The 24,333-nt window shown below is 31.1% G+C and carries 20 protein-coding genes; 2 read left to right on the top strand and 18 right to left on the bottom strand.

Features of this window, described 5'->3' with window-relative positions; all coding sequences use genetic code 11:
* Positions 1-13: 13 nt before the first annotated feature.
* From KQI38_RS06355 to KQI38_RS06375, 5 genes are all read right to left on the bottom strand, one after another.
* Complete coding sequence (locus tag KQI38_RS06355; protein WP_216557072.1) at positions 14-208, bottom strand: hypothetical protein; 195 nt, start codon at positions 206-208, stop codon at positions 14-16.
* 78 nt (positions 209-286) lie between these two features.
* Positions 287-3,760, bottom strand: a complete 3,474-nt coding sequence (locus KQI38_RS06360; protein ID WP_216557074.1) for a DNA polymerase III subunit alpha — start codon at positions 3,758-3,760, stop codon at positions 287-289.
* Between the two features lie 117 nt (positions 3,761-3,877).
* A complete protein-coding gene (locus tag KQI38_RS06365) occupies positions 3,878-4,264 on the bottom strand; it encodes a GrdX family protein (protein WP_216557077.1) in 387 nt (128 codons plus the stop codon).
* Positions 4,257-5,216 (bottom strand): DNA-binding protein WhiA, encoded by a 960-nt coding sequence (gene whiA / locus KQI38_RS06370; RefSeq protein ID WP_094900938.1) that lies wholly within the window; start codon positions 5,214-5,216, stop codon positions 4,257-4,259. Before whiA ends, KQI38_RS06365 begins: the two co-directional genes overlap by 8 nt.
* A gap of 22 nt (positions 5,217-5,238) precedes the next feature.
* Positions 5,239-5,640, bottom strand: coding sequence for an NUDIX hydrolase (locus tag KQI38_RS06375; RefSeq protein ID WP_216557079.1), 402 nt, complete (start codon positions 5,638-5,640; stop codon positions 5,239-5,241).
* Positions 5,641-5,797: 157 nt separating this feature from the next.
* Between KQI38_RS06375 and KQI38_RS06380 the strand changes: the two genes are divergently transcribed.
* Positions 5,798-6,823: a M42 family metallopeptidase gene (locus tag KQI38_RS06380; protein WP_216557081.1), complete on the top strand. Its 1,026-nt coding sequence runs from the start codon at positions 5,798-5,800 to the stop codon at positions 6,821-6,823.
* A 128-nt stretch (positions 6,824-6,951) separates the two neighbouring features.
* Here the strand turns inward: KQI38_RS06380 and KQI38_RS06385 are convergent, their stop codons facing one another.
* From KQI38_RS06385 to KQI38_RS06400, 4 genes are all read right to left on the bottom strand, one after another.
* Positions 6,952-7,848 (bottom strand): AraC family transcriptional regulator, encoded by an 897-nt coding sequence (locus KQI38_RS06385; RefSeq protein WP_216557084.1) that lies wholly within the window; start codon positions 7,846-7,848, stop codon positions 6,952-6,954.
* A gap of 391 nt (positions 7,849-8,239) precedes the next feature.
* Complete coding sequence (locus KQI38_RS06390; protein ID WP_216557088.1) at positions 8,240-9,862, bottom strand: hypothetical protein; 1,623 nt, start codon at positions 9,860-9,862, stop codon at positions 8,240-8,242.
* 126 nt (positions 9,863-9,988) lie between these two features.
* A complete protein-coding gene (locus tag KQI38_RS06395) occupies positions 9,989-10,159 on the bottom strand; it encodes a hypothetical protein (protein ID WP_216557091.1) in 171 nt (56 codons plus the stop codon).
* A 38-nt stretch (positions 10,160-10,197) separates the two neighbouring features.
* Positions 10,198-11,817 (bottom strand): hypothetical protein, encoded by a 1,620-nt coding sequence (locus KQI38_RS06400; protein WP_216557094.1) that lies wholly within the window; start codon positions 11,815-11,817, stop codon positions 10,198-10,200.
* A gap of 539 nt (positions 11,818-12,356) precedes the next feature.
* On the opposite strand from KQI38_RS06400, the gene KQI38_RS06405 reads away from it, so the two are divergent.
* Entirely contained in the window at positions 12,357-12,878 is a 522-nt protein-coding gene (locus tag KQI38_RS06405) for a hypothetical protein (protein ID WP_094900928.1), read from the top strand.
* Positions 12,879-13,035: 157 nt separating this feature from the next.
* Here the strand turns inward: KQI38_RS06405 and KQI38_RS06410 are convergent, their stop codons facing one another.
* The 9 genes from KQI38_RS06410 to nifJ all read right to left on the bottom strand — a co-directional run bounded on the left by KQI38_RS06410 (position 13,036) and on the right by nifJ (position 24,246).
* Positions 13,036-13,827, bottom strand: a complete 792-nt coding sequence (locus KQI38_RS06410) for an ABC transporter permease (RefSeq protein ID WP_216557097.1) — start codon at positions 13,825-13,827, stop codon at positions 13,036-13,038.
* Positions 13,828-14,751, bottom strand: a complete 924-nt coding sequence (locus tag KQI38_RS06415; protein ID WP_216557099.1) for an ABC transporter ATP-binding protein — start codon at positions 14,749-14,751, stop codon at positions 13,828-13,830.
* 247 nt (positions 14,752-14,998) lie between these two features.
* The gene (locus KQI38_RS06420) at positions 14,999-16,003 is read right to left on the bottom strand and encodes a gluconeogenesis factor YvcK family protein (RefSeq protein ID WP_216557102.1); all 1,005 of its coding nucleotides are present in this window, start codon (positions 16,001-16,003) and stop codon (positions 14,999-15,001) included.
* 12 nt (positions 16,004-16,015) lie between these two features.
* A complete protein-coding gene (gene rapZ, locus KQI38_RS06425; RefSeq protein WP_216557105.1) occupies positions 16,016-16,873 on the bottom strand; it encodes an RNase adapter RapZ in 858 nt (285 codons plus the stop codon).
* 12 nt (positions 16,874-16,885) lie between these two features.
* Positions 16,886-17,653, bottom strand: a complete 768-nt coding sequence (locus tag KQI38_RS06430; protein WP_246565647.1) for a PHP domain-containing protein — start codon at positions 17,651-17,653, stop codon at positions 16,886-16,888.
* Positions 17,654-18,565, bottom strand: a complete 912-nt coding sequence (gene murB, locus KQI38_RS06435; protein WP_420857131.1) for a UDP-N-acetylmuramate dehydrogenase — start codon at positions 18,563-18,565, stop codon at positions 17,654-17,656. It abuts the gene before it with no gap.
* 175 nt (positions 18,566-18,740) lie between these two features.
* On the bottom strand, positions 18,741-19,436 hold the full coding sequence (locus tag KQI38_RS06440; protein ID WP_216557108.1) for an ABC transporter permease: 696 nt from the start codon (positions 19,434-19,436) through the stop codon (positions 18,741-18,743).
* Positions 19,433-20,377 carry an ABC transporter ATP-binding protein gene (locus KQI38_RS06445; RefSeq protein ID WP_216557110.1) on the bottom strand — a complete coding sequence of 315 codons (945 nt, stop codon included), beginning with the start codon at positions 20,375-20,377 and terminating at the stop codon, positions 19,433-19,435. Before KQI38_RS06445 ends, KQI38_RS06440 begins: the two co-directional genes overlap by 4 nt.
* Positions 20,378-20,724: 347 nt before the next feature.
* Positions 20,725-24,246: a pyruvate:ferredoxin (flavodoxin) oxidoreductase gene (gene nifJ / locus KQI38_RS06450; RefSeq protein ID WP_216557113.1), complete on the bottom strand. Its 3,522-nt coding sequence runs from the start codon at positions 24,244-24,246 to the stop codon at positions 20,725-20,727.
* Positions 24,247-24,333: the final 87 nt, after the last annotated feature.

Genomic DNA, 24,333 nt, shown 5'->3' on the forward strand with positions numbered 1-24,333 from the left:
CCTTATTTAAAAACTAAATTATTCCCAATTCTATCATGGCTTCTTGAATATCTTCTGCCTCAAACTCTGGAGCTAATATTTCATAAAGTTCTTCCTCTCCTTCTTGAGCAAAGTATTTTATTTTCACAAGAAAACCTTCTGCCTTAAGTTTTTGTTCTACTTCATGTGCATTATTTAATCCTGTAGCCATATAAACAGCCGTCCACATATAAAAGCACTCCTTTATAAAATTCACAATTCACAGTTTATACCCAGTGGGCACTTACGCAGTTCACAATTAAAAAACTTAAGAAATTTTTACTGATTCTTCACCGAGTAATTTTTTCAGCTCGATTATTACGTTCTGTTCTCCTATATCAATCCATAGTGTTCTGTCTGCTACAACAGTTTTCTTCTCTTTTTCTAAATATAAATATACTGGTGTATCTCCACTATATTTTTTTAGAGTATCCTTAATTCTATTAAAAGTGTCAGTTGAGCTATTTGAAGATATCTTTAAGTATATCTTCCCCTTTTTATACATATTTAGCTCAGAAATTCTCTCAACTATTATTTTAGGTTCTTCTACTTCAGAAGTGCTAACTTTACCCTCTATAACAACTAATCCGTCTTCTTTTAAAAGTTTATTATATCTTTCAAAAGTAGTTGGAAATACTATACACTCAATGGTTCCATATAGATCTTCTAGTGTAATAAATGCCATCATATTATTGTTTTTAGTTATCATATTCTTCTTTTCAATAATTATACCACCAATGACGACCCTTTCTCCATCCCTTAGTCCATCTAAATCTCCGCCCATTTCTTCTTCACTGTTTCTTAAATCAAAAGTAGTCATAGTAGAAACCCTTTCAATTTCAGATTTATAAGGTTCTAAAGGATGTCCTGATATATATATGCCTACCATTTCCTTTTCCATTGTAAGCAACATATTCTGTGGAAATTCTTTTAAATCAGGCAGATGATCTTTTGAATTATTTTCATCTATTGTATCAAATATTGAAAATTGTCCCTCTATATTTCTCTTTCTATCAGCGTGAATCCCATCTATTGTTTTTTCAAATATAGATAGTAATTGTGCTCTATTTGCTCCTAAACTGTCCATTGCCCCGCATTTAATTAGGGATTCAACTGCCCTTTTATTCATTACAGATGAATCTACCTTTTCTATCCTTTCAATAAAATCTGTAAATCCTTTAAATCTTCCTGATTCTCTAGCTTTGACGACCGCCTTTATAAAGTTCTCACCTACATTTTTTACTGCTGAAAGCCCAAATCTAATTTTACCTTCTGAAACAGTAAATTTACTATAGGATTCATTTACATCAGGAGATAGGATTTCTATTCCAAGCCTTTTACATTCTTGTATATAAAGGGATACGGAATTTGTACTACCCATAACCGAAGATATAAGTGCTGCCATAAATTCTACAGGGTAATAGTATTTAAGCCAAGCAGTTCTATAAGCTACTATTGCATATGCAGCAGAATGGCTTTTATTAAAAGCATAGTTAGCAAAATCTATCATTAAATCATAAATCTTTGATGCGGTTTTTTCATCTACTCCGTTTCTTATGGCTCCAGATAAGGCAACATCTCCGTTTTCATCGACTTGACCATAGATGAAATTTCTTCTTTCTTCTTCCATTACATCCATTTTCTTTTTGCCCATAGCACGCCTTACTAAATCGGCTCTACCCATGGAATATCCACCAATATCCCTAACTATTTGCATTACCTGTTCTTGATATACTATACAACCATAGGTAACATCTAGAATATGCTCTAGTTTTGGATGAAGATATTCTATTTTTGATGAATCATGCTTACATGCAACAAATGTAGGTATCTGATTCATCGGTCCAGGTCTAAAAAGAGAGTTGGCAGCTATAAGGTTTTCAAACATATTAGGTTTTAACTCTTTTAAAAAGGCTCTCATGCCCGGAGACTCAAACTGAAATATGCCTAATGTCTCAGCCTTAGCAAACATTTCAAGTACCAACGAATCTTCATAATTTATTTCATTAAAATCAATTTTTACTTTATGATTTGCTTCTATTAGATTAACTGCATCTCTTATTACAGTTAAAGTTCTTAGCCCTAAAAAATCCATCTTTAATAGTCCTAATTCTTCTAATTCAATCATATTGAACTGTGTAGTTATTGCTTCTCCATTTCTTAATAAAGGTACATAATTTGTCACAGGTTCCTTGGATATAACTACTCCCGCTGCATGAGTAGATGTATGTCTAGGCAATCCTTCTACGGCTTTTGCTAGATCTATAAGGTTTTCGACTTCTTCATCATCATAATAAGTATCTCTTAAAACCTTATTTACTTCCAAGGCTTTAGATATGGTCATTCCTATTTCCATAGGTATCTGCTTTGCTATATAATCCACTTGTCCATAGGGCATGTTTATAGCTCTACCTACATCTCTTATGGCACCACGAGCTGCCATAGTACCAAAGGTAACTATTTGTGCCACATGATCTATTCCGTACTTATCAACTACATATTGGATAACTTCTTCACGTCTTTCATAGCAGAAATCTATATCTATATCTGGCATAGATATTCTCTCAGGATTTAAAAATCTTTCAAATATTAGTCCATACTGTAAGGGATCTATATCTATAATGCCTAAAGCATATGATACAATACTACCGGCAGCAGAACCCCTACCTGGACCTACCATAATGCCATTATCTTTAGCAAATTTAATAAAATCCCATACTATAAGAAAATAATCAGTATATCCCATTTGAATAATAGTATTAAACTCATAATCAAATCGTTCTTCTATTTCCTCAGTTATTTCCTTATATCTTTCCTTCAATCCTTCTACAGTAAGATGCCTTAGATACTCCTCATTAGTGAATCCATCTGGCACCTTATATTCTGGTAAATGCAATGTATCAAAGTCTAGTTCTACATTACATCTATGGCTAATCTTTACAGTATTTTCTAAAGCCTCTAAATGATCACTGAAAATATTTTTCATTTCTTCTGGAGATTTAAGATAAAATTCATTTGTAGGGAATTTCATTCTATCTTCTTCATCTACTGTTCTAGCCGTTTGAATACATAGTAACACATCATGAACTACTGCGTCTTCCTTTTTTAGATAATGGACATCATTGGTAGCTACTAAAGGTATATCTGTTTCTTGAGATATCCTTATTAATTCTCTATTAACCATTCTTTGCTCTTCAAGTCCATAATCTTGAAGTTCTATGAAAAAATTATTTTCTCCAAATATATCCTTATATGTTAAAGCAATTTCCTTTGCTTTTTCTACATTATTATTGAGTATATGCTGTGATATTTCCCCACCTAAGCATGCAGATAGTGCTATGATTCCTTTACTATATTTCCTAAGAATACTATGATCTACCCTTGGTTTATAATAAAAACCATTCACATATCCCTCAGACACTATTTTCATCAAGTTTTGATATCCTTCATTAGTTTCTGCAAGAAGTACTAAATGATATTGATTTTTATCCTTTGGCTCTCTATCTGTATATTTATCCATCGCTATATAGACTTCAGAGCCTAAGATTGGTTTAATACCTTTATTCTTAGCCTCTTTATAAAATTGAATAACACCGAACATAGAGCCGTGGTCAGTTATAGCAATGGACTCCATACCTAGTTCCTTTACTCTAGCCATTAAATTTTTTATTTTAATAGATCCATCTAACAGACTATATTCTGTATGGACGTGTAAGTGAACAAACTTATTTTCATAACTCATAAAATATCCCTCTCTATTGTCTATCTCATAGATATATTCTATCATAAAACAAAAGATTTCCCTATATATAAGGAAATCTTTTTGTTATTATTTGTTTAATTGTCGTTTGTTAGTTGCTTATCTATGTCCTAGCTTATCAATTACATTTTCTATTAAGGATAAATCTATGACTCTAAAATCATCTAATACTCTTTCAGTCCACTCTGGAGTAGGTTTATTTGACTGAAATTTCTTTGCTGTCTCTATACTTTCTTCAACTATTAATATGCCTTGTTGGTCTAGACTTCCTTTTTCCTTGGAAATCATAATAGTTTTATAAGGTGTTTCATTCGGTTTTATACTGCCTGATAATGGATGAGTAAGTAATTGATGCCCCTCATGGATTTTATCTCTTAAAAATTCTAGGATTTGTATGTAATTACAATCCTCTTTATAAAGCATCTCCATTTTATCCTTATATTTTTCATATACATATGGGTTATTTGTTACTATTATACTAGACATTTCTTCTATCTCCTCTCAATCTATCTGCAAGTTCTTCTATTTTTTTAAATCTATGATTTACTCCTGATTTTCCAACTGATGGATTAAGCATCATACCAAGTTCCTTTAGGCTTGCATCGCTATATTCCAATCTAAGCTCTGCTACCTCTCTCAAATTATCAGGTAATCTTTCTAAACCAATGGTATTTTCAATATATTTAATATTTTCCACCTGTCTCATGGAAGCATCTATAGTTTTACTTAAATTTGCAGTTTCACAATTTACTATTCTATTAATATTATTTCTTACATTTTTTAAAACTCGGATATCTTCAAGCTTTAAGAGTGCTTGATGAGCTCCTATAATATTTAATAGATCTACTATTTGCTCACCTTCTTTGATATATACTACATAATTTTCCTTCCTAGTTACTATTTTTGAATTTAATCCAAAGGAATTGATTACATTAGATAAGTCTACAGCATGTTCTTCGTTGCTCGTTACAAATTCTAAATGATAGGTTTTTTCTGGATTGCTAATAGAACCTCCGCCTAGAAAAGCTCCTCTAATATAAGCGCGCTTACAGCATCTATTTTTTATTAGTTCCTCTGGAATCATGAAATTGGGATTAAAAAAACTTGATTCTCCTCTAATAAATCCTACATCCTCTAATATCTTTTTTGATATATCCTTATTATTAATCACTATTAAGTAATTATTATTTTTTTTAAGTTGTTTATTTCTTCTGACCATAACTTCTACATCAGTATCGTAGATAGTTTTTAATAATGAAAATATTCTTCTAGCAATAGCTGCATTTTCAGTAGTGAATTTTAAGTTTATCTTCTTCATTCCTGATATTTGTATAGTTCCATTCATCCTAACAAGAGCTGCAAGTTCTGCTATAGAGCAACAACTATCAGCTAAAGGTATTCTTGACAATTCATTTTTAGTCGTTGCCGAAAATGACATCAAATCACCCCATTATCTCTATTTACAACATCTTTAATCCTTTGATAATCATATCTTTTTCATCCTGATATCTTACTAAATCTCTAGCCTTATCTATATGAACAAATAAAGCGTCAATAAACCCTTCTTTTTTTTGAGGAGTACAATCCATACTGTTGGTTTTCATTAGATACCAATGAACGGTTTTATAAACCATTTCATCTTCCTTTAGATTTTTATATTTATAATGGACCATGCCTATATATCTAACTACCTCAGCCTTTACGCCAGATTCTTCTAATACTTCTCTTAAGGCAGCATCCTTTATACTCTCATTTTTTTCTACTCTACCTTTAGGTAATACCCAATCTCCATTAAATTTCTTTAATAGCAATATGGTATTGCCAAATATCACAACACCTCCAGAACTTACTTCTTCAATCATTGAAACCAACTCCCAATATATTAATTAGATTATTCCCTAAAAACATACTAATTTAATTATACTATATTATTCCTAGATTTGCTAAATGATTTTGACTTATAATTATAATCTCAATATAATATATACATAGATATATTAAAAAAGGGGGCATTATAATATGAAATATATAGTTAAAAATTTAGAAGAATTACTAAAAATTCCAAGTCCTACTGGAAATACAGAAAAAGCTGTATCATTTGTAGAAGAAAAATTCAAAGAACTGGGAATAGTAACAAAACGAACTACAAAAGGTGCTTTAATTGCCACTATAGAAGGAAAGAACAAGGATAAAGAAGTAACATTATCTGGTCATGTGGATACTTTAGGCGGTATGGTAAAGGAAATAAAAGGAAATGGAAGACTTAAGATTACTCAATTAGGTGGCTATGTATGGAACACCATAGAGGGTGAACATGTAACTGTTGAAACCTTAGATGGAAAAACTTATACTGGCACTATAATGACCACTAAGGCTTCATCTCATGTCCATGGTGAAGGAACTAAAACCATAGAAAGAAATTCTGATAATATGGAAATAAGAATAGATGAAAAGGTTTTTTCTAAGGAGGATACTCTAAAGCTTGGCATAAATGTAGGAGATTTTGTATACTTTGACCCAAGAGTAGCCGTCACTGAATCAGGTTTTATAAAATCAAGACATCTAGATGATAAGGCTGGAGTTATATCTATACTTGGTATCGCTAAGCATTTAGTGGATAATAATATCACACCTAATTATACAACTAATTTCTTTATATCTACTTATGAGGAAGTTGGTCATGGTGCATCTGCTTCTATACCAGAAAAAACCTTTGAATTTATAGCAATAGACATGGCAGCTCCTGGAGAAGGTCAGACATCAGATGAATTCTCAGTTACAATTTGTGCTAAGGATAGCACTGGCCCATATGATCTTGAGCTTAGAAAGAGACTTATTGATTTAGCTAAAGAAGAAAACTTAAATTATAAAATAGATATCTATCCATTCTATGGCTCTGATGGTTCAGCAGCTCTTAGGGCAGGATATGATTTTAAAGTTGGTTTAATCGGCCCTGGAGTTGATGCTTCTCATAGCTTTGAAAGAACTCATATTGAAGCTATAGAAAATACAATAAATCTTGGAATAGCTTATTTGACTAAATAAGTATAATAAAGGGGATATTTCATAGCTAATTAATTAGTTATGAAATATCCCCTTACAACTGAATTAATCCAAGCTAAAAGTTGTCAGGAAGATTATACTTATAATCTTCACAACAAATTGGAAGTCTTTTACTTGCGTTTCTTAGAAACCGGTATCCATATTTCACTTTCATAATCAACTGCTCTGATATCCCCCTGTGCATACCACTCTATATTAGCGCCCATCGCTATCTCATAATCAGGATTTCCTGGAAGCCACTCATTAAATATTTTCGTATTCACGGATTGCAATGCTCCTGGCATAGGTCCCGAACAAGTAAACTTTGCCCATTCCATGTCTGGAAACTCAAACACAATCATTCCATTCGGTACATTTCCGCCATGATATGTACCTGCAATCAGATAGCGGAACTTTCCTTCTTCCCCAATATTGTCAATACAAATCCCATATTCACCTATACAACAATCGGAAATTACCTGCTGAATCTCTCCTTCAGGTTTTTCCTTCCCAGATAAAGGTGTCATATGCTTTTCACAAAACTCATCCCAGAATTCTGGAATTTCCTCATACGAATTATCGAAAGAAAATTCTCTCTCGAATCCAATTACCTTAAACCCCTGCATTTTTTCTACTACATAATCCATCTCATTTCCTCCTTGAATCGTTATTTTAATCTTCACAGGTAAAAATACATTCATCCCGCTTATATCTTTTTTCAGTTGCATAGGAGAACATCCATGAAATCGATTGAAAGCTTTTGTAAAACTCTCTGGAGTATCATATCCATACTTGTAGGCAATTTCTATCGTCTTCTCCTTATCTACAATAACATCCAATGCCGCAAGATACAATCTCCGGTATCTGATATATTCACCGATAGAATAACCAGTCATAAACTTAAACCCCTTCTGAAGATAGAAAGATGACATGTGAACTTCATTTGCTACATCCTCGGCGCCGATATGATCCAGCAAATGATTTTCAATGTATCCAATTACACCTCTTATACTTTCTGTCCACTCCATTGTTTTCACCTCCATATGCATCATACCATGTATAGGAAATTTAATCCTGTCATATTCTACACAAAACTGTCCATTAAATTCTAATTTTTTATTTTAACACAAACTTTTTCTAGATGCTCTCTAAAATAGAATGGATAACTCCCTTGGTGGCAAAATTATTCAGCAATATACTTGCACCAGCTGAAACCAGATCTCTTGCTAATGCTAGATCTTATTATAAATAGTTTAATCTCTGAACTTGTTTATCTATAGTATAAACTTAGATAAAATAATGATAACCTCATAATTCAAGAAAAAATTATGGGGCTATCATCAATCTGACTCCAAATTAATCTGGAGCTTATTTTTTACTATGGTATAAGATTCATATAACTTTGATAATCTTTTTATATCAAAGCATCAATTCGATAGCTTTAATATTCTCTTTAAGATACTCTATCCAATCAACCTTAAGCTCTTCATAACTTTTACCGAAGTACTCTTCATAGGTCAGTGTAGTGAAATCTTCAACCATTAGATATAATAGTTTTTCTAGTCCATATTCTTCTATTAAATAATTTGTAAAACTTCGATTGGCATCATAGTCAATATAATTTCCCTTACCCATAGGCCATTGCTTTTGATAAATTACTTCTCCATCCTTACCAAAAACTGTCCCTTCATCAATCTGTTCTGAGGTTAAATACTTCGAAAAATTTATTCCTGCGGCACCTAATATTGTAGATACCTTTATCTTTTCATCCTTATGTCTCATAATCTCATCTAGATCGCTTAGCACAATATTGTTTGCCACAAGAATTCCATTCAAATTATCATAGAATATCTTTTCTTCTCTGCTTAGCTCACCTTCATTTCCTTTTATCTCTACTATTGAATGGAGTATCCTTTTTATTTGTAATCTAGATGAATCTGAATATGCAAAATCCAAATAATTTGCCATACCTTCATCTAACCATCTAGGCTTATCAACCTTTATATTATGTTCCCAAAATGGATCAACTATTAATATATGACTATATTCATGTGCTTGGGATAGTAAACCTTTAAGAACTATTTTTCCTTGTCCTATTTCTGCAAAATTGATCTTTGCATTTATATCAAAATAATAATGTATCTTTGGAACATTTTCTATTGCAAGACTATAGTCATTGTAAAAATTAGGTGCATCTTTTTTTATTCCTTCTTTTATTCTTACTATATCTGAATCAAAATCCAGTATGACCTTTTCAATCTTTTTAGCAGTATCATATTGCTCATCTATAGTCTGTATATCTATGATAAATCCATTAATGCTTTTCTTTGTATTTATAGTTAAATATATATTTGGCTTTGAGTTATTTACTTCCATCCTGTTCATTAGACCATCTATGCTTCTTTGATAGGATACGTCTATATTCTTGTCTTTTCCCCATTCTTCTATATCTGATATATCTATTTGATTCTTCAATAATTCCTCTTTCTTACCCTTTTTTATTAGATACTCTACTAAATCAACTGATGCAGATTTAATGTTTTCCACTTCATCATTCGATGAAAATGGTTCAAAAAACCTTGCTCCGAATAATGAGAATTCATGATTTTCATAGTATTTAGAAAACTCTAGGTCTTTTTCTTCTACATCGAATATCTTTACATAAAGTCCTTCTGAAATCCAATTATCATATATATCATAGGATTTTTTTATAAGTTCTTTTTTAAACTCTTCTGTCCCTGCAAAATTGCTATTACATTTAATACTATCTTCTACTTTAGGTATAACGTGTTTCTCATCTATATCTATTTCTATCTTTTCTATTGGTGAAAATCCGTTGATCTTTTGTAAACTTTCTAAAATAGTATTATAGATATTTTCCTCGTCTTTTACTGTATTGGATATTTTTATGCTGATACTATCATTTGTATATGTTGTAAAGTAATCCCCTTTAGTTTCTATTAAGCTTACTTCTTTAACACATCCATTAGTGAACAATATAAAAACAAGTATTAGTAGAATCAATGATATCTTTTTCCTCATATTATTTTCTCCTTATAATGTTATAGAGTAAATGATTCCTATTTTTTAACTGTATTTATTCACAGGCTAATATTAAATGAATAAAGGTGTTAAATTCACCTTTATTCATTTAATATTCAGACTTTATTAATCACACATTTTCTGAATGCCAAAAAATGGAGTGAAACACGGCCCTCCATCTCCATAAGCACATGCACAATTATCAGTCAACATAGGAGGTTCTCCCATTGGTTGATACTCGTTATTTTTCCCTTCTTCCCCTATTTCTCCATCTTTATTCCATAGTACATCATTCAAAGATTTCATCCTTGCACTTCATTTCTACAATTTTTATATCAAAGTATCAATTCGATAGCTTTAATATTCTCTTTAAGATACTCTATCCAATCAACCTTAAGCTCTTCATAACTTTTTCCAAAATACTCTTCATAGGTTAATGTACTGAAATCTTCAACTATTAGATATAGAAGTTTTTCTAATCCATATTCGTGTATTAAATAATTTGTAAAACTTTGATTAGCTCGATAATTAATATGATTTCCCGTCCCCATAGGCCATACATTTTGAGAACTTATATTTAATCCAACTTCATCATCTTTCAGAATCCCTTTTGGTATGATAAATTTTCCAAACTTTACTCCCATTGTGCTTATTATTGTAGTTGCATTTATTCTTCCATCCTTATCTTTCATTACTTTATTTAGATTATTTACTTCTATATTGTTTTCCTTAAGGACTTTAAACATAATATCTATAAATTCTTTTGCTTCTTCATCTAATTTATTATCATTTTCTTTAGCATATGAAATTGATTTAAGCATTTCCTCTATTATAAATTTAGATGAATCTGTATATGCAACATCCAAATAATTTGCCATGCCTTCATCTAACCACAAAAGTGGTCTTACGGCATTGTTATTCTTCTTCGATTTAAAATAATTTCCTATTAATATGTGATTATGTTCATGTATTTGTGCTAACAAACTTTTAAGAACTATATCTTTTTCAGCTTCTGCGGAATTAATCAATGCATCTATATCAAAATAATAGTGTATCTTAGGCATATTTTCTATTACATGGCTATAATCTCTATAAAAATTAGGAGCATCTTTTTTTATTCCTTCTCTAATTCGTACTATATCTGCATCAAATTTTAATATGGCATCTTCAATTTTCTTTGCAGTATCATATTGTTCATCCATAGTATTTATATCTATGGTAAATCCATTGATTTCTTCCTTTGTATTTAAAGTTAAATATATATTTGGTTTTAGTTTATTCACTTCCATCCTGTTCATTAGACTATCTATACCTCTTTGATAAGATAAATCTATATTTCTATCATTTGCCCATTCTTCAATATCTGATATGTATACTTGATTTCTCAATAATTCCTCTTTCTTCCCCTTTTTTATTAGATACTCAACTAAATCAATTGATGCAGCTTGCACATTTTCTACTTCATCCTTAGATGCGAATGGCTCAAAGAATCTCGCTCCAAATAATGAAAATTCATGGTTCTCATAGTATTTAGATAACTCTAGGTCTTTTTTCTCTACATCGAATATCTTTGAATATAGTCCTTCTGATATCCAATTATCATAGATATCATAGGATCTTTTTATAAGTTCTTTTTTAAATTCTTCTGTATTTATAAATCTACTATTACATTTAATACTACCTTCTACTTTAGGTATAACATTCTTTTCATCTATATCTATTTCTATCTTATGTATTGGCGAAAACCCGTTGATTTTTTGTAAATCCTCTAAAATAGTATTATAGATATTTTCCTTTTCCTTCACTGCATTATATATCTTTATGCTAATGTTATCATTTTCATAGGTTGTAAAATATTCTCCCATTGTTTCTATTAAGCTTACTTCTTTAACACATCCATTGGTGAATAATGCAAAAATAAGTATTAGTAGAATCAATGATATCTTTTTTCTCATATCCAACTCTCCTTTATCAACCTTTAGAATAATATAAAGGTAGTACCATCATTTAAGGTAAACATTATTAATTTTAGCTTGTCCTTAATCCAAATACATTATCTCTCATAATAGTTTTAAAGTAATAAATTATCTTGATTCATTTGAGCTAAGATAATTTATTGCTTTACTTTTAAATTGACATTATATTTCATATTTTTCAAAATTTTTACTAAAATCAGTATAACATCCATAGGAAAAACTGTCAATCCATTGATTTGACTAACTCCTAGACATATTTAGACATGATTCGACATATTCCAGTGTATCTTATCATTCTTATATAAACAATTATATACGGACTTGATTGATACTATTTCTTTCACAAAAGAATGATACACTTTGTGAATCTAGATGTCCCTATTATTTATCTTATCTTTTATTACTAATTTCAGTATACTATATGATATAATATTGCCATAATTACCCAGTGTCATCTGGCACTTATAAATGACTATTTTATTCTTCTAAGGGAAATATATATTTAGAGAGGTGATATTATGACTGTAAATGAAAAATTTATTATAAATTTACAAGGAAAGTCTTTTGTAACCTATGAAGGGCTTCTTGATTTAGCTCATCAAAGAAATCTTATATCTATAGAGGTTGAGATAATTCAGATACCTACTAAGGAAAATAATATGACTGCCATATGTAAAGCTGTAGCTACTACTGATAAGGAAAGATTCCAAGATATAGGAGATGCTTCTCCTAATTCTGTTAATTCAGCTTTGGTTCCACATTTAATTAGAATGGCTTCTACTCGTGCAAAAGCTCGTGTTCTTAGAGATCTAACCAATGTTGGGATGACTGCGATAGAGGAGTTATCTATTGAAGATTCTATTGTGACTGATGGTGAAGAGGGCTATTCAACTTATCAAGAAGAACCTCCCACTCCTAGACAGGTAGAAACTATAAAAAAATTAGCTGGAGAGTTAAACTATCAAGTAAATTACGATACTTTAACTAAGAAAACTGCTGGAAATATAATATCTAGATTAATAGAAGAAAAGAAAAAATAAGCAGATTTACTTCTAGTGCTACATTTAAGAAAAACTTAAATATTGATAAAATAAATAATTCCTTGGATATATAATTCTTATCCAAGGAATTTCTATGATAACAATCTTATATTATCTTACTATCAGTATAGTTTATAGGTTTATAATTCTTCTTGCTCTAATATTGACCTAACAACCCTTTCCTTTTAGCCAATTTAACACATTTATTAAATACCACTAAACCTATGCTAAAATATAAAATAGAATTGCCTACCATAATTCCATAATCATATATTGAGAAATCAGCAAATGAATATCCTTTCCTCATAGATAACATAACCTTATCTGCCGCAGGTCTAAAAGGCAGTAAATTGTATATGATTTTATTTTCTGGACTTACCATAACTAAAGCTATTAAAAAATATTGGACTATATTTAGCAAAGATTGAATCTTTTTAAAAATAAGTGCTAAGCCTCCAAAAATCAACCCTATACCTAATATACTAAATATACCTATAAATATAGGAAACAAAATTGAAAATATCTTTATCTCAAGTTGATAATTGGTTGTCACCATAATAATAAATAATAGAACAATAGAAATTATCAAGTTTACTAACAAATCAGAAAGACTCCTTACAGTCACTATAGTTGAAAGCTTTATACCTGACATATTTAGCTGCTCTAATGTCCCCCTATTAGCATCATGTATTATGCCATAAGCAGCACCTGAATAAGCCATCAACATAATTGTCCATAAAAAATATCCTACTATAAATCCTTCTAAGCTACTCCCCATATCTATAGGGGAAATGCCAAAATTTATACCAAAACTTTTAACTCCTAGAAACATTGCCATAAAGAGTACATAAAAGATTATAATGTCTGAGATTGTATTAAACTTATATCTGCTCAGTTCCTTTAGTGTTTTTTCCATAGATACTTTAAATAGATAAAAGTACTTAGTCAATTAACTCACCTTCCCATCTGTGAGACTTAAATATACTCTCTCAAAATTGATATCCTTCTGCTTTATCTCTTTTATAAGGATGTTTATATTTTTTAATTCTTCTATGATTTTATATATATCTTGAAAATCCAATATATCTATTTCTATTTTGGATCCATTATTTATAAAATAAAAACCATAATCTAATCCCATTAATAAATTCCTGTTTTCTTCAGAGAGACTTTCTGCAAGCACAATTTCATAAGTCATTGTTTTAAACATATTTAATAAATTTTCCATATTATCTTTTGCAACTATTTTCCCCTTATTTAAAACAACTACATAATCACATATATCCTGAACTAAATTCATATCGTGAGTACTAAGCAAAATAGTTTTATCTAAGTCAGATGTTATATCCATTAAAATATTCTTAATATCTGAATGACTTTGGACATCTAGACCAAGAGTGGGCTCATCTAGCAAAATAACATCCGTATTGCAGATTAACGTCATAGCTATAGCAACCTTTTGCTGCATACCTCTCGATAAGTTGTTTACCATAACATCTCTTTTATCTGTCAAATTAAATCTATCTAATATCATATCTATGTCTTTTTCTAGTCTTTTTCCTCCCAATCCTCTTATACCTGCAAAGTAACGTAAGTTCTCTCTTGGGGTTAGTCTCCAGTAGAGATTTCTAGTACCTTCAAATACGGCTGAAATTCGATTTGTAGACTTCTTGTTGTCTTTCCCACATATCTTAATATCGCCCTTATCAGGAATTATTAAATTGCAAATGCTTTTAATAGTTGTAGTTTTCCCCGAGCCATTTGGCCCAAGTATTCCACATATACTTCCTTTTTCAACTCTAAAAGAAATATCATCCACTGCCTTAACCGTTTCATAATGCTTTGTCAGATTAATAACTTCCACAGCCTCCATCCCATCATCCCTCCGATTCCATTGTTAATAGATTAATTATATAATTTCTTTTGCTGTTAAATCTCTATATACCTCTTCCTCTATTCCCATATAGTATATATGAAAATATAGAATATTTCTACAACCTCAGTTAATATTTTGGGTCATGTTTTATATATGACTTTAGTCATATATAAAGTAAAAGGTTATATATAGTTTTATTTTTCCATAATCTATTCTTACTAAAAGAAAAAAATAAGCATTTTGCTTATTTTTCTTTTTTAGCTATTTCCATTAATAGCTTACTAAGTTTAATATTATCATGCCTAATATAATCTTTTCTAATATTTATTAAGTTCTCACCTATTAATTTTATATCTCTAGCTTTTAATATCTTTTCGTCATCTGCTCCCATCAATACTGGCTTAGAACCATCCATTATATATTTCTCAAGAGTATCTATAGGGATTTCTTCTTTATTTGCTATTACATAGTCTAAGAAATCTAATGTACTGTGCTTTAGTATTGCATTTACATGGTCTAATACATCATATCCATCTGTCTCTCCAGGTTGAGTCATTAAATTGGTAATATATACTTTTGGAGCTTTAGCATTATATATAGTATCTACTATATGGTTCACCAAAAGATTAGGTATGACACTGGTATATAAACTTCCCGGTCCAAGGACTATTAAATCTGCATTATTAATTGCTTCCACAGATTCATCTAAAGGATAAGATATCTTAGGCTCGGTATAGATATAGTCTATTCTGCTGCCAGCCCTCATTGCATCAAGTGGGATATGGGATTCTCCCTTTAATATATCACCATTTTCTAGAACGGCGCAAAGCTTCACGTCTTCTAAAGTCATAGGAAGTACCTTTCCAGTTACAGCCAGTACATTACTTGTCTCCTTTATTGCCTTCTCAAAACTACCATATATTTCATTCATAGCTGCTATAAATAAATTGCCAAAATTTTGACCCTTTAGTATCCCATCAGTAAATCTATACTGTAAAAGTTTCTCCATAGTAGGTTCCGTATTAGCCAGAGCCAATAAACAAGAACGAATGTCCCCCGGAGGAAGCATTCCTAGATCCTCTCTAAGTATACCTGATCCTCCACCATCATCTGCCACAGTAACTATAGCTGTAATATTAGATGTAAGTTTTTTAAGTCCTCTCAATAAAATGGAAAGTCCTGTACCACCACCTATGACTACAAATTTAGGTTCCATGGATAATTCTTTCTCTACTTTAAAACTTCTCATAAATATTCCCCTTTATTTTAATCTATAGTCTCTATGGCTTACTGCTACCCTATGACCATTTGTTTCCAATATGTCAGCTATTTCATTAGCTATTGCCACAGATCTATGGACACCTCCTGTACATCCTATGCCTACAATCAATTGAGTTTTTCCCTCTCTTGTATAATGAGGAATCAAGAATTCCAACATATCTATAACCTTAGATATAAATATATTGGTTTGAGACCATTTAAATACATAATCTCTTACATTTTCATCTTCTCCTGTATACTCTCTTAGTTCTTGAATATAGAAAGGATTTGGAATAAATCGTACATCAAATATCAAATCACCATCTAATAATGTCCCATGCTTGAAACCGAAAGAAATTACCGAGAGAGATATATTTCTTGATCCTTTTCCTTCTAGAAATATATTTGACATCTCTTCTTTTAGCATGCTTAAAGTCAAATTAGATGTATCTATTATATAATCTGCTCTTCCCTTCACATTCTCTAAAAGCTCTCTTTCCTTTTTAATACCTTCAATTATACTTCCTTCTGGGTTTAATGGATGAGGCCGCCTTAACTCCTTATATCTCTTTACCAATACATTATCAGCTGCATCTAAGAAAAGAATTTTATGTGTCATTCCACCATCATTTAATTCTTGTAATCCTTTGAAGAGATGTTCAAAGAATTCACCAGAACGAATATCAACTACTACAGCTACCTTATCTATATCTTTTCTAGATTTGTAACATAATTCCGCAAATTTCGCCAAAAGGGCAGGAGGTAGATTATCCATACAATAATAATTCATATCCTCCATTACCTTCATTGCTTGAGATTTACCAGCTCCTGACATGCCAGTAATCAATAAAAATTCCATAAAAACACCTCATTAGTTTATCTCAATATTTTTTATTCTGTCTAGAGGCAGATTTGCCTCTTTTGCTTTTCTTATTCCATTTTCAACATTTCCAACATCCTCTGGTCTATGGGCATCACTATTTACCATATAAATAACATCCACATCTAATAAAAGTTTAATGCTTTCTACAGATAATTGGCTATGTTTTGCACTTATCTCCAGAGCCGTACCATATTTGTTAGCCTCCCTAGCTAATTCTACAATATCAACTACTGCCTTAGATCCTGGATGAGAAATCATATTTATAGGATATTTCCCTAAAGCTTTTATATATGCTCTGGTATTTAACTCCTTGGCTTTTTCCTTACCTATATGAAAAATTTTAGATATTGGATTTAATACATATAATCCTATGCCATCCTTTAAAGTTTTTGGGGTAGCACCATAGTGATATCCCATAATTAGGAAGTCAATATATTTAAGGAGTTTTTCATCTACATCGAGAGTTCCATCTAATCCTACTAAATTGGACTCTATCCCAAGTAAAATCTTTAATCCCTTAGGCATAAATTCTTCATTCAATCTATCTATTTCATCTCTCATAAGAGGAATTCTTTTTTTCCTAACACCATAAAGATAATGTCCAGGTCCATGCTCAGTGATTGCAATTTCACTAAGTCCCTTAGCTAAAGCAGCTTCTGCATTATCTCTAATGGTACCTATTGCATGTTTACCTTCTTTTCTAAAACCACTACTATAAATAGTGTGAGTATGATAATCTCCTATTAGCTTTATCATCTAATCCTCTCCTAATAGCTTTATCTCTCTTTCAAGTTCTACGTTAAATTTATCTCTTACTACTTTTTGTATAACAGAAATCAGCTGTAATACATCCTTGCAAGTTGCATTATCAACATTGACTACAAAACCACAATGTTTCTCTGAAACTTGGGCTCCACCATGTCTTAGCCCACGAAGTCCTGCATCTTCTATTAATTTCCCAGCAAAATATCCTTCTGGTCTCTTAAATGTGCTACCTCCACTTGGTAGTTCAAGAGGTTGTTTTGATGTTCTTTTATATGTTAAATCTTTCATTGTTTCTTCAATAGCTAAGTATTCTCCAGTTTCTAAGCTTAGCTCCACTTCAAGTACAATCAAACCTTCATCCCATACCCTACTATTTCTATATCTAAAATTCATCTCTTCATTTGTATATTTCCTAATTTCATTATTTTTATCCAATGCTCTAACTGTTGTCACTACATCTTTCATTTCCCCACCATAGGCACCTGCATTCATTGTAATTGCTCCTCCTATGGTACCAGGTATACCAGATGCAAACTCAAAGTTTTTTAGACTATGCTTTAAAGCTACCTTGCTAGTAGTGGATAATAAGGCTCCAGCTTGACAATAAACCCTAGTCTCATCTACTTTTATTTTATTAAATCCTTCATTTACTTTAATTACAACACCTCTTATACCACCATCTCTAACAAGTAAATTGCTTCCATTACCCATAATTAAAAAATCTATATTATTTTCTCTTGAGAATTTAATTACTTCTATTAGTTCCTCTTCATTAGATGGAATAACCATTACATCTGCTGGTCCACCGATTTTAAATGTAGTATGATTTCTCATTGGCTCATCTAATAATATTTTTCCAAAAGATTTATTTTCAAACATTTTCTGCATTTCTTCTTTTTTCAAATAAACCACTCCTTATGTAATCTCCATATCTTTATTATTGTATCAAATTTCCTATAGTATTACTAATTTATTTTATATTCATCATAATATAATATTCTTATATGCTACTCTTTATGTGCAAAGAAAAAGTAGAGCTTAAGCTCTACCTAGTTAATTCATCTAAAATATTTTATATCTACATGTTTTCTAATATAGAATATGCCTTAAATTTATTTTTAATTATCAGTGATAATAAACCGATACCACACAATAAAATCAACTGATATACTAGTATAAAAGCCCATGATATAGATCCAGTATATAACTTCCCTAGAACTGGTGCAATTACAGGCATAGCTATAAAATAATTAAATAGATTTGCTGACTTTACGGTTTTGCTCTTTAAAGAAATTAAAACTCCTAGAAAAGTAGTAAAAAAACATGCTATTAATGAATTAATAAATATAAAATATATAGCTTTGAAAGAATAGAAGTTTAAAACTAAATTTTTATATTCTATAAAATTCATTATTATAAATAATATGTAGCTTATTCCAAAAATTATAGCTATAATACTTAAAGTTACAATAACTATATATATTACCTTCCCTAAAAAAATATATGCCAATGGTACTGGTGAGAGCAAAAGTGTTTCTATTGTTTTTCGTTCCTTTTCTCCGGCAAAAGAATCTGCTGTTAACCCTGATGGAATAATACTGGCTATAATCTGAAAGACAAATCCCATTATATACCAACTTCTGTTCAATATACTTTCTTTTGCAGATATAGGTATAATAATCCCTATAACAGCAATAAGCATTATATAATATGATATAAATTCTTTCGATTTTAATAATTCTTTTATTTCTTTTTCCATAATAGCTTTTATCATATTGCATTTTCCTCTCTATGGCTATCTACATAAAGTTTATTCAAATCAAATATTTCATGTTCTACATTTACAATATTAAAGTCATATTCCATAAAGATTTTTAGAATGTTATTTATATCATTTAAACTATCAATCTCCATCTTTATAGAATTCATATCAAACTCTATATTATCAACCTTATTCTTTTTTAATTCCTCTTCTATTTGTTCTTTAAATTGATATAAATCTTGAATAGTATTTATTACAATTCCTATAGATTCTTTATTCCTTAATAAACTATTAATATTATCACTATATACAATTTTTCCTTTTTTAATTATAGTAATGTATTCGCATAGTTTCTTCACTTCTTCTAAGTCATGGCTACATAAAACCACAGAGATTTTTTTCATTTTAACTAGCTCCTCAATAAGTTCATGAAATTCACTTTTACTTATAGGATCTAGTCCATTAGAAGCCTCATCTAATAGAAGCAATTTTGGTTCATTGATAATTGCCCTAATTATTCCTGCCTTCTTTTTTATCCCTGTGGAACAATCTTTAATAAGCTTATTTTTAAACTCTGAAATTTGAAACATCTTAAGATAACTATCTATTCTATTCTTTAATTCTTTATTCTCTATATTATAAAGCCTTCCATAAAATATTAAATTATCATAAATACTTAATCTATCATATATGGACATATTTTCAGATAAAATACCTATGTTTTTTCTAAGCTCATACCCATCATCAGTTGGATTTAGTCCCAATACCTCTACTTCTCCCTTATCTTGCTTATATGTTCCCCCTATAATCCTTATTAATGTTGTTTTCCCAGCTCCATTATGACCTAATAATCCATGTATACATCCTTCATTAAAATCAACGCTAATATCATCAAGAGCTATATTATTCCCAAAGCTTTTCTGTACATTTTTAACCTGTACTATTTTATTCATCTATCCTTTTCTTTCCTTTCTTTTTATTATAATATCCATAACCCTTAGTTATAATTGCTATAGCTAAGAATATTGCAAAGTATCCCCATTGACTCATTAACCTTCCCCCTGTTCTTATATCTCTTTATTTAAATTTTTAGTCCATCCAAATACCTATTGAAATTCTTCTTTTGAAATATGAATTCCTATATTGTTCTATTGTATATTAAAGCCATTATATCCTTACTAAATGCCATAGTCAACTTATTGATTTTACTGGTTTTTCGACATGTTTCGACATATCTTAATATAATATATAAAATAAAAAGGTTATCGTCGTCACGATAACCTTTTTATTTTATATATTATTACTCAGCCATTTTCTTATATTGATCATATCTTGCCTTAGCATCAGCCTCAGCTGCTTGGAATAATTCATCTGCTATCTCTGGGAATGTTCTTCTTAATGAAGTATATCTAACCTCAGAGTTGATGAAGTCCATAAATGGTTCTGTTGGCTCTTTGGAGTCAAGAACAAATGGATTCTTTCCTTCTTCCTTAAGTCTTGGGTCGAATCTAAATAGATGCCAGTATCCTGTATCTACAGCTTTCTTTTCTTGCTTGATTGTCTTACCCATTCCAACTCTAATACCGTGGTTAATACATGGTGCATAAGCTATAACTATAGATGGTCCATCATAGGATTCTGCTTCTTTAAGTGCTTTAATAAGTTGATTCATATTAGCACCCATAGCTACTTGAGCTACGTAAACATATCCATAGGAAGTCATCATAAGCCCTAAGTTTTTCTTAGTTACTTTTTTACCAGAAGCTGCAAACTTAGCAACTGCTGCAGTTGGTGTCGCTTTAGATGATTGACCACCTGTATTTGAATATACTTCAGTATCCATAACTAATATGTTTACATCTTCTCCTGATGCTAGAACATGGTCTAGTCCACCAAATCCAATGTCATAAGCCCAACCGTCTCCACCAAATATCCACATGGATCTCTTAATTAGATAGTCTTTAAGTTCTTCAATTTCAGCAAGAATTTCTTTTCCTCTTGCACTCGCTACATCTTTGTTTAATCTTGGTAAAATCATTCCTGTAGCTGCTTTTGAAGCCTTAGCATCCTTCATACCTTCTATCCAAGCATTAAAGTATCCATTTAATTCTTCATCTATATTTAATTCAATAAATTCTTTCATTAATCTTTCAATCTTATCTCTCATTTGTTTAACAGCTACTGCCATACCATAGCCATACTCAGCATTATCTTCAAATAATGAATTTGCCCATGATGGTCCTCTGCCGTCTTGACCTTTACAATATGGCATAGATGGTGCAGATCCACCCCAGATTGATGAACAACCTGTAGCATTGGCAATCATCATTCTATCTCCAAACAATTGAGTGATTAGTTTTACATATGGAGTTTCTCCACATCCAGCACATGCTCCTGAGAATTGAAGATGTGGCTCTTGGAATTGTGATCCCTTAATACTATATTCGTCCATTACATCTGTTTTAGCCTTAATTGTCATAGCATATTCCCAATTTTTAGTTTCAACTTCATATTCTTCTTCAAATGGAGTCATAACTAAAGCTTTTTGTTTAGCTGGACATACATCAGCACAATTTCCACATCCTGTACAGTCTAGTGGACTGATTTGAATCTTAAATCTTAGGTCTTCTAAGCCTTTTCCTGTAGCCTTTAGTGTCGTAAAGGTTTCTGGAGCATTTTTCTCTTCTTCTCCATCTAACAAGAATGGTCTAATAACTGCATGTGGACAAACAAATGAACATTGGTTACATTGGATACAATTTTCTGGTATCCATTTTGGTACATCTACTGCAATACCACGTTTTTCATAAGCAGATGTTCCATGTGGGAAGGATCCGTCTTCTCTACCAACAAAAGTACTTACAGGTAGATCGTCCCCTTCTTGCCTGTTCATTGGTATCAATACCTTTTCAATAAACTCTGGTACATCTTTACCTTCTACCATTCCAGCTTCTGCATCTTTCCATGATGCTGGAACATCTATCTTAACTAAAGCATCGATACCTTTATCTACTGCTTCATAATTCATTCTAACGATTTCTTCACCTTTATTGCCATATTCATCAACTATAGATTTTTTTAGGTGAGCAACTGCTTCATCTAATGGTAATACCTCTGATAGCTTGAAGAATGCTGATTGCATTATCATATTGATTCTTCCGCCTAATCCTATTTCCACTGCCATCTTAGTAGCATCTATTGTATAGAAGTTGATATTATGTTCTGCAATATATTTCTTCATTGATGATGGAAGATGTTTGTCTAATTCCTCTGGACTCCAAGTACAGTTTAGAAGGAAAGTTCCTCCATCTTTTAATCCTCTAAGTAAATCATATTGATATACATAGGATTGTTTCGAACAAGAAACAAAATCTGCATCAGTAATTAAATAAGTTGATTTAATTGGTTTATGTCCGAATCTTAAATGAGAAATAGTAACTCCACCTGATTTTTTACTATCATATGCAAAATATCCTTGAGCATACATATCAGTATCGTCACCAATGATTTTTATAGCAGATTTATTAGCTCCAACTGTTCCATCAGAACCAAAGCCCCAGAATTTACATTTAATTGTTCCTTCTGGCTCAGTCTTTATAACTTCATTAATATCTAATGATAGGTTAGTTACATCATCTACTATACCAATAGTAAATCTATCTTTTGGTTGATCAGCTTTTAAATTTTCATATACAGCTAATATTTGTGATGGAGTAGTATCTTTTGAACCAAGCCCATATCTTCCACCAACTATAACCGGTCTTATATCTGAATCATAGAATATATTTTTAACGTCTAAATGTAGTGGTTCAGCAACAGCGCCTTTTTCTTTAGTTCTGTCTAATACTGCTACTTTCTTTACAGTTTTTGGTAACACATCGAAGAAGTATTTTGGTGCAAAAGGTCTGTATAGGTGAACTTTTATAACTCCTACTTTTTCCCCTTTTGCTATTAAGTAATCAATAGTTTCTTCTATAGTTTCGGTAACTGAACCCATAGCAACTATTACTCTTTCAGCTTCTGGATGTCCATAGTAATTGAAAGGTTTATAATCTCTACCTGTAATTTTGTTTATTTCATTCATATATTCTACTACTACATCTACTATCTTTTCATAGTATGGATTAGCAGCTTCTGCAGCTTGGAAATAAATATCTGGATTTTGTGCCGTTCCTTTTGTATATGGTCTTTCTGGATTCAATGCTCTTTGTCTAAACTCATTAAGGGCATCATAATCAACTAATTTCTCTAAATCTGCATAATCCATTACTTCAATTTTTTGTATTTCATGAGATGTTCTAAATCCATCGAAGAAATGTAAGAAAGGAACTCTTCCTTTTATAGCAGAAAGATGTGCAACACCTGCTAAATCCATTGTTTCTTGAACAGATCCTGAAGCAAGTAAAGCAAATCCTGTTTGTCTAGCTGCCATAACGTCTTGGTGATCTCCAAATATACTAAGGGCATGTCCAGCTATAGCTCTTGCTGTAACGTGGAATACTGCCGGTAACAGTTCTCCTGCCATTTTATACATATTTGGAATCATAAGTAATAAACCTTGTGAAGCCGTAAAAGTAGTAGTTAATGCTCCTGCTGATAGGGAACCGTGTACTGCCCCTGCTGCTCCCGCCTCAGATTGCATTTCTGTAACTAATACTTCTTGTCCAAATATATTTTTTCTGTCATTGGCAGACCATTCATCTACTAATTCTGCCATTGTTGAAGATGGTGTAATTGGATAGATCGCAGCTACATCAGTAAAAGCATAAGCAACATGAGAGGCAGCAGTATTTCCATCCATGGTCTTCATTATTTTTGCCATATATAAACCTCCTTTTTATTATAAAAACTATTATAGTTTGTAGATATTTTAACATTCTGTCAATTAAAACATTAGTAATTTATGACA

The sequence above is a fragment of the Tissierella carlieri genome (assembly GCF_018917285.1).
Classification (GTDB): domain Bacteria; phylum Bacillota; class Clostridia; order Tissierellales; family Tissierellaceae; genus Tissierella; species Tissierella carlieri.

Coding starts and splice junctions, on each gene's coding strand:
- KQI38_RS06355 (WP_216557072.1), bottom strand. CDS start 208: ATGTGGACGGCTGTTTATATGGCTACAGGATTAAATAATGCACATGAA.
- KQI38_RS06360 (WP_216557074.1), bottom strand. CDS start 3,760: ATGAGTTATGAAAATAAGTTTGTTCACTTACACGTCCATACAGAATAT.
- KQI38_RS06365 (WP_216557077.1), bottom strand. CDS start 4,264: ATGTCTAGTATAATAGTAACAAATAACCCATATGTATATGAAAAATAT.
- whiA (WP_094900938.1), bottom strand. CDS start 5,216: ATGTCATTTTCGGCAACGACTAAAAATGAATTGTCAAGAATACCTTTA.
- KQI38_RS06375 (WP_216557079.1), bottom strand. CDS start 5,640: ATGATTGAAGAAGTAAGTTCTGGAGGTGTTGTGATATTTGGCAATACC.
- KQI38_RS06380 (WP_216557081.1), top strand. CDS start 5,798: ATGAAATATATAGTTAAAAATTTAGAAGAATTACTAAAAATTCCAAGT.
- KQI38_RS06385 (WP_216557084.1), bottom strand. CDS start 7,848: ATGGAGTGGACAGAAAGTATAAGAGGTGTAATTGGATACATTGAAAAT.
- KQI38_RS06390 (WP_216557088.1), bottom strand. CDS start 9,862: ATGAGGAAAAAGATATCATTGATTCTACTAATACTTGTTTTTATATTG.
- KQI38_RS06400 (WP_216557094.1), bottom strand. CDS start 11,817: ATGAGAAAAAAGATATCATTGATTCTACTAATACTTATTTTTGCATTA.
- KQI38_RS06405 (WP_094900928.1), top strand. CDS start 12,357: ATGACTGTAAATGAAAAATTTATTATAAATTTACAAGGAAAGTCTTTT.
- KQI38_RS06415 (WP_216557099.1), bottom strand. CDS start 14,751: ATGGAGGCTGTGGAAGTTATTAATCTGACAAAGCATTATGAAACGGTT.
- KQI38_RS06420 (WP_216557102.1), bottom strand. CDS start 16,003: ATGAGAAGTTTTAAAGTAGAGAAAGAATTATCCATGGAACCTAAATTT.
- rapZ (WP_216557105.1), bottom strand. CDS start 16,873: ATGGAATTTTTATTGATTACTGGCATGTCAGGAGCTGGTAAATCTCAA.
- KQI38_RS06430 (WP_246565647.1), bottom strand. CDS start 17,653: ATGATAAAGCTAATAGGAGATTATCATACTCACACTATTTATAGTAGT.
- KQI38_RS06440 (WP_216557108.1), bottom strand. CDS start 19,436: ATGATAAAAGCTATTATGGAAAAAGAAATAAAAGAATTATTAAAATCG.
- KQI38_RS06445 (WP_216557110.1), bottom strand. CDS start 20,377: ATGAATAAAATAGTACAGGTTAAAAATGTACAGAAAAGCTTTGGGAAT.
- nifJ (WP_216557113.1), bottom strand. CDS start 24,246: ATGGCAAAAATAATGAAGACCATGGATGGAAATACTGCTGCCTCTCAT.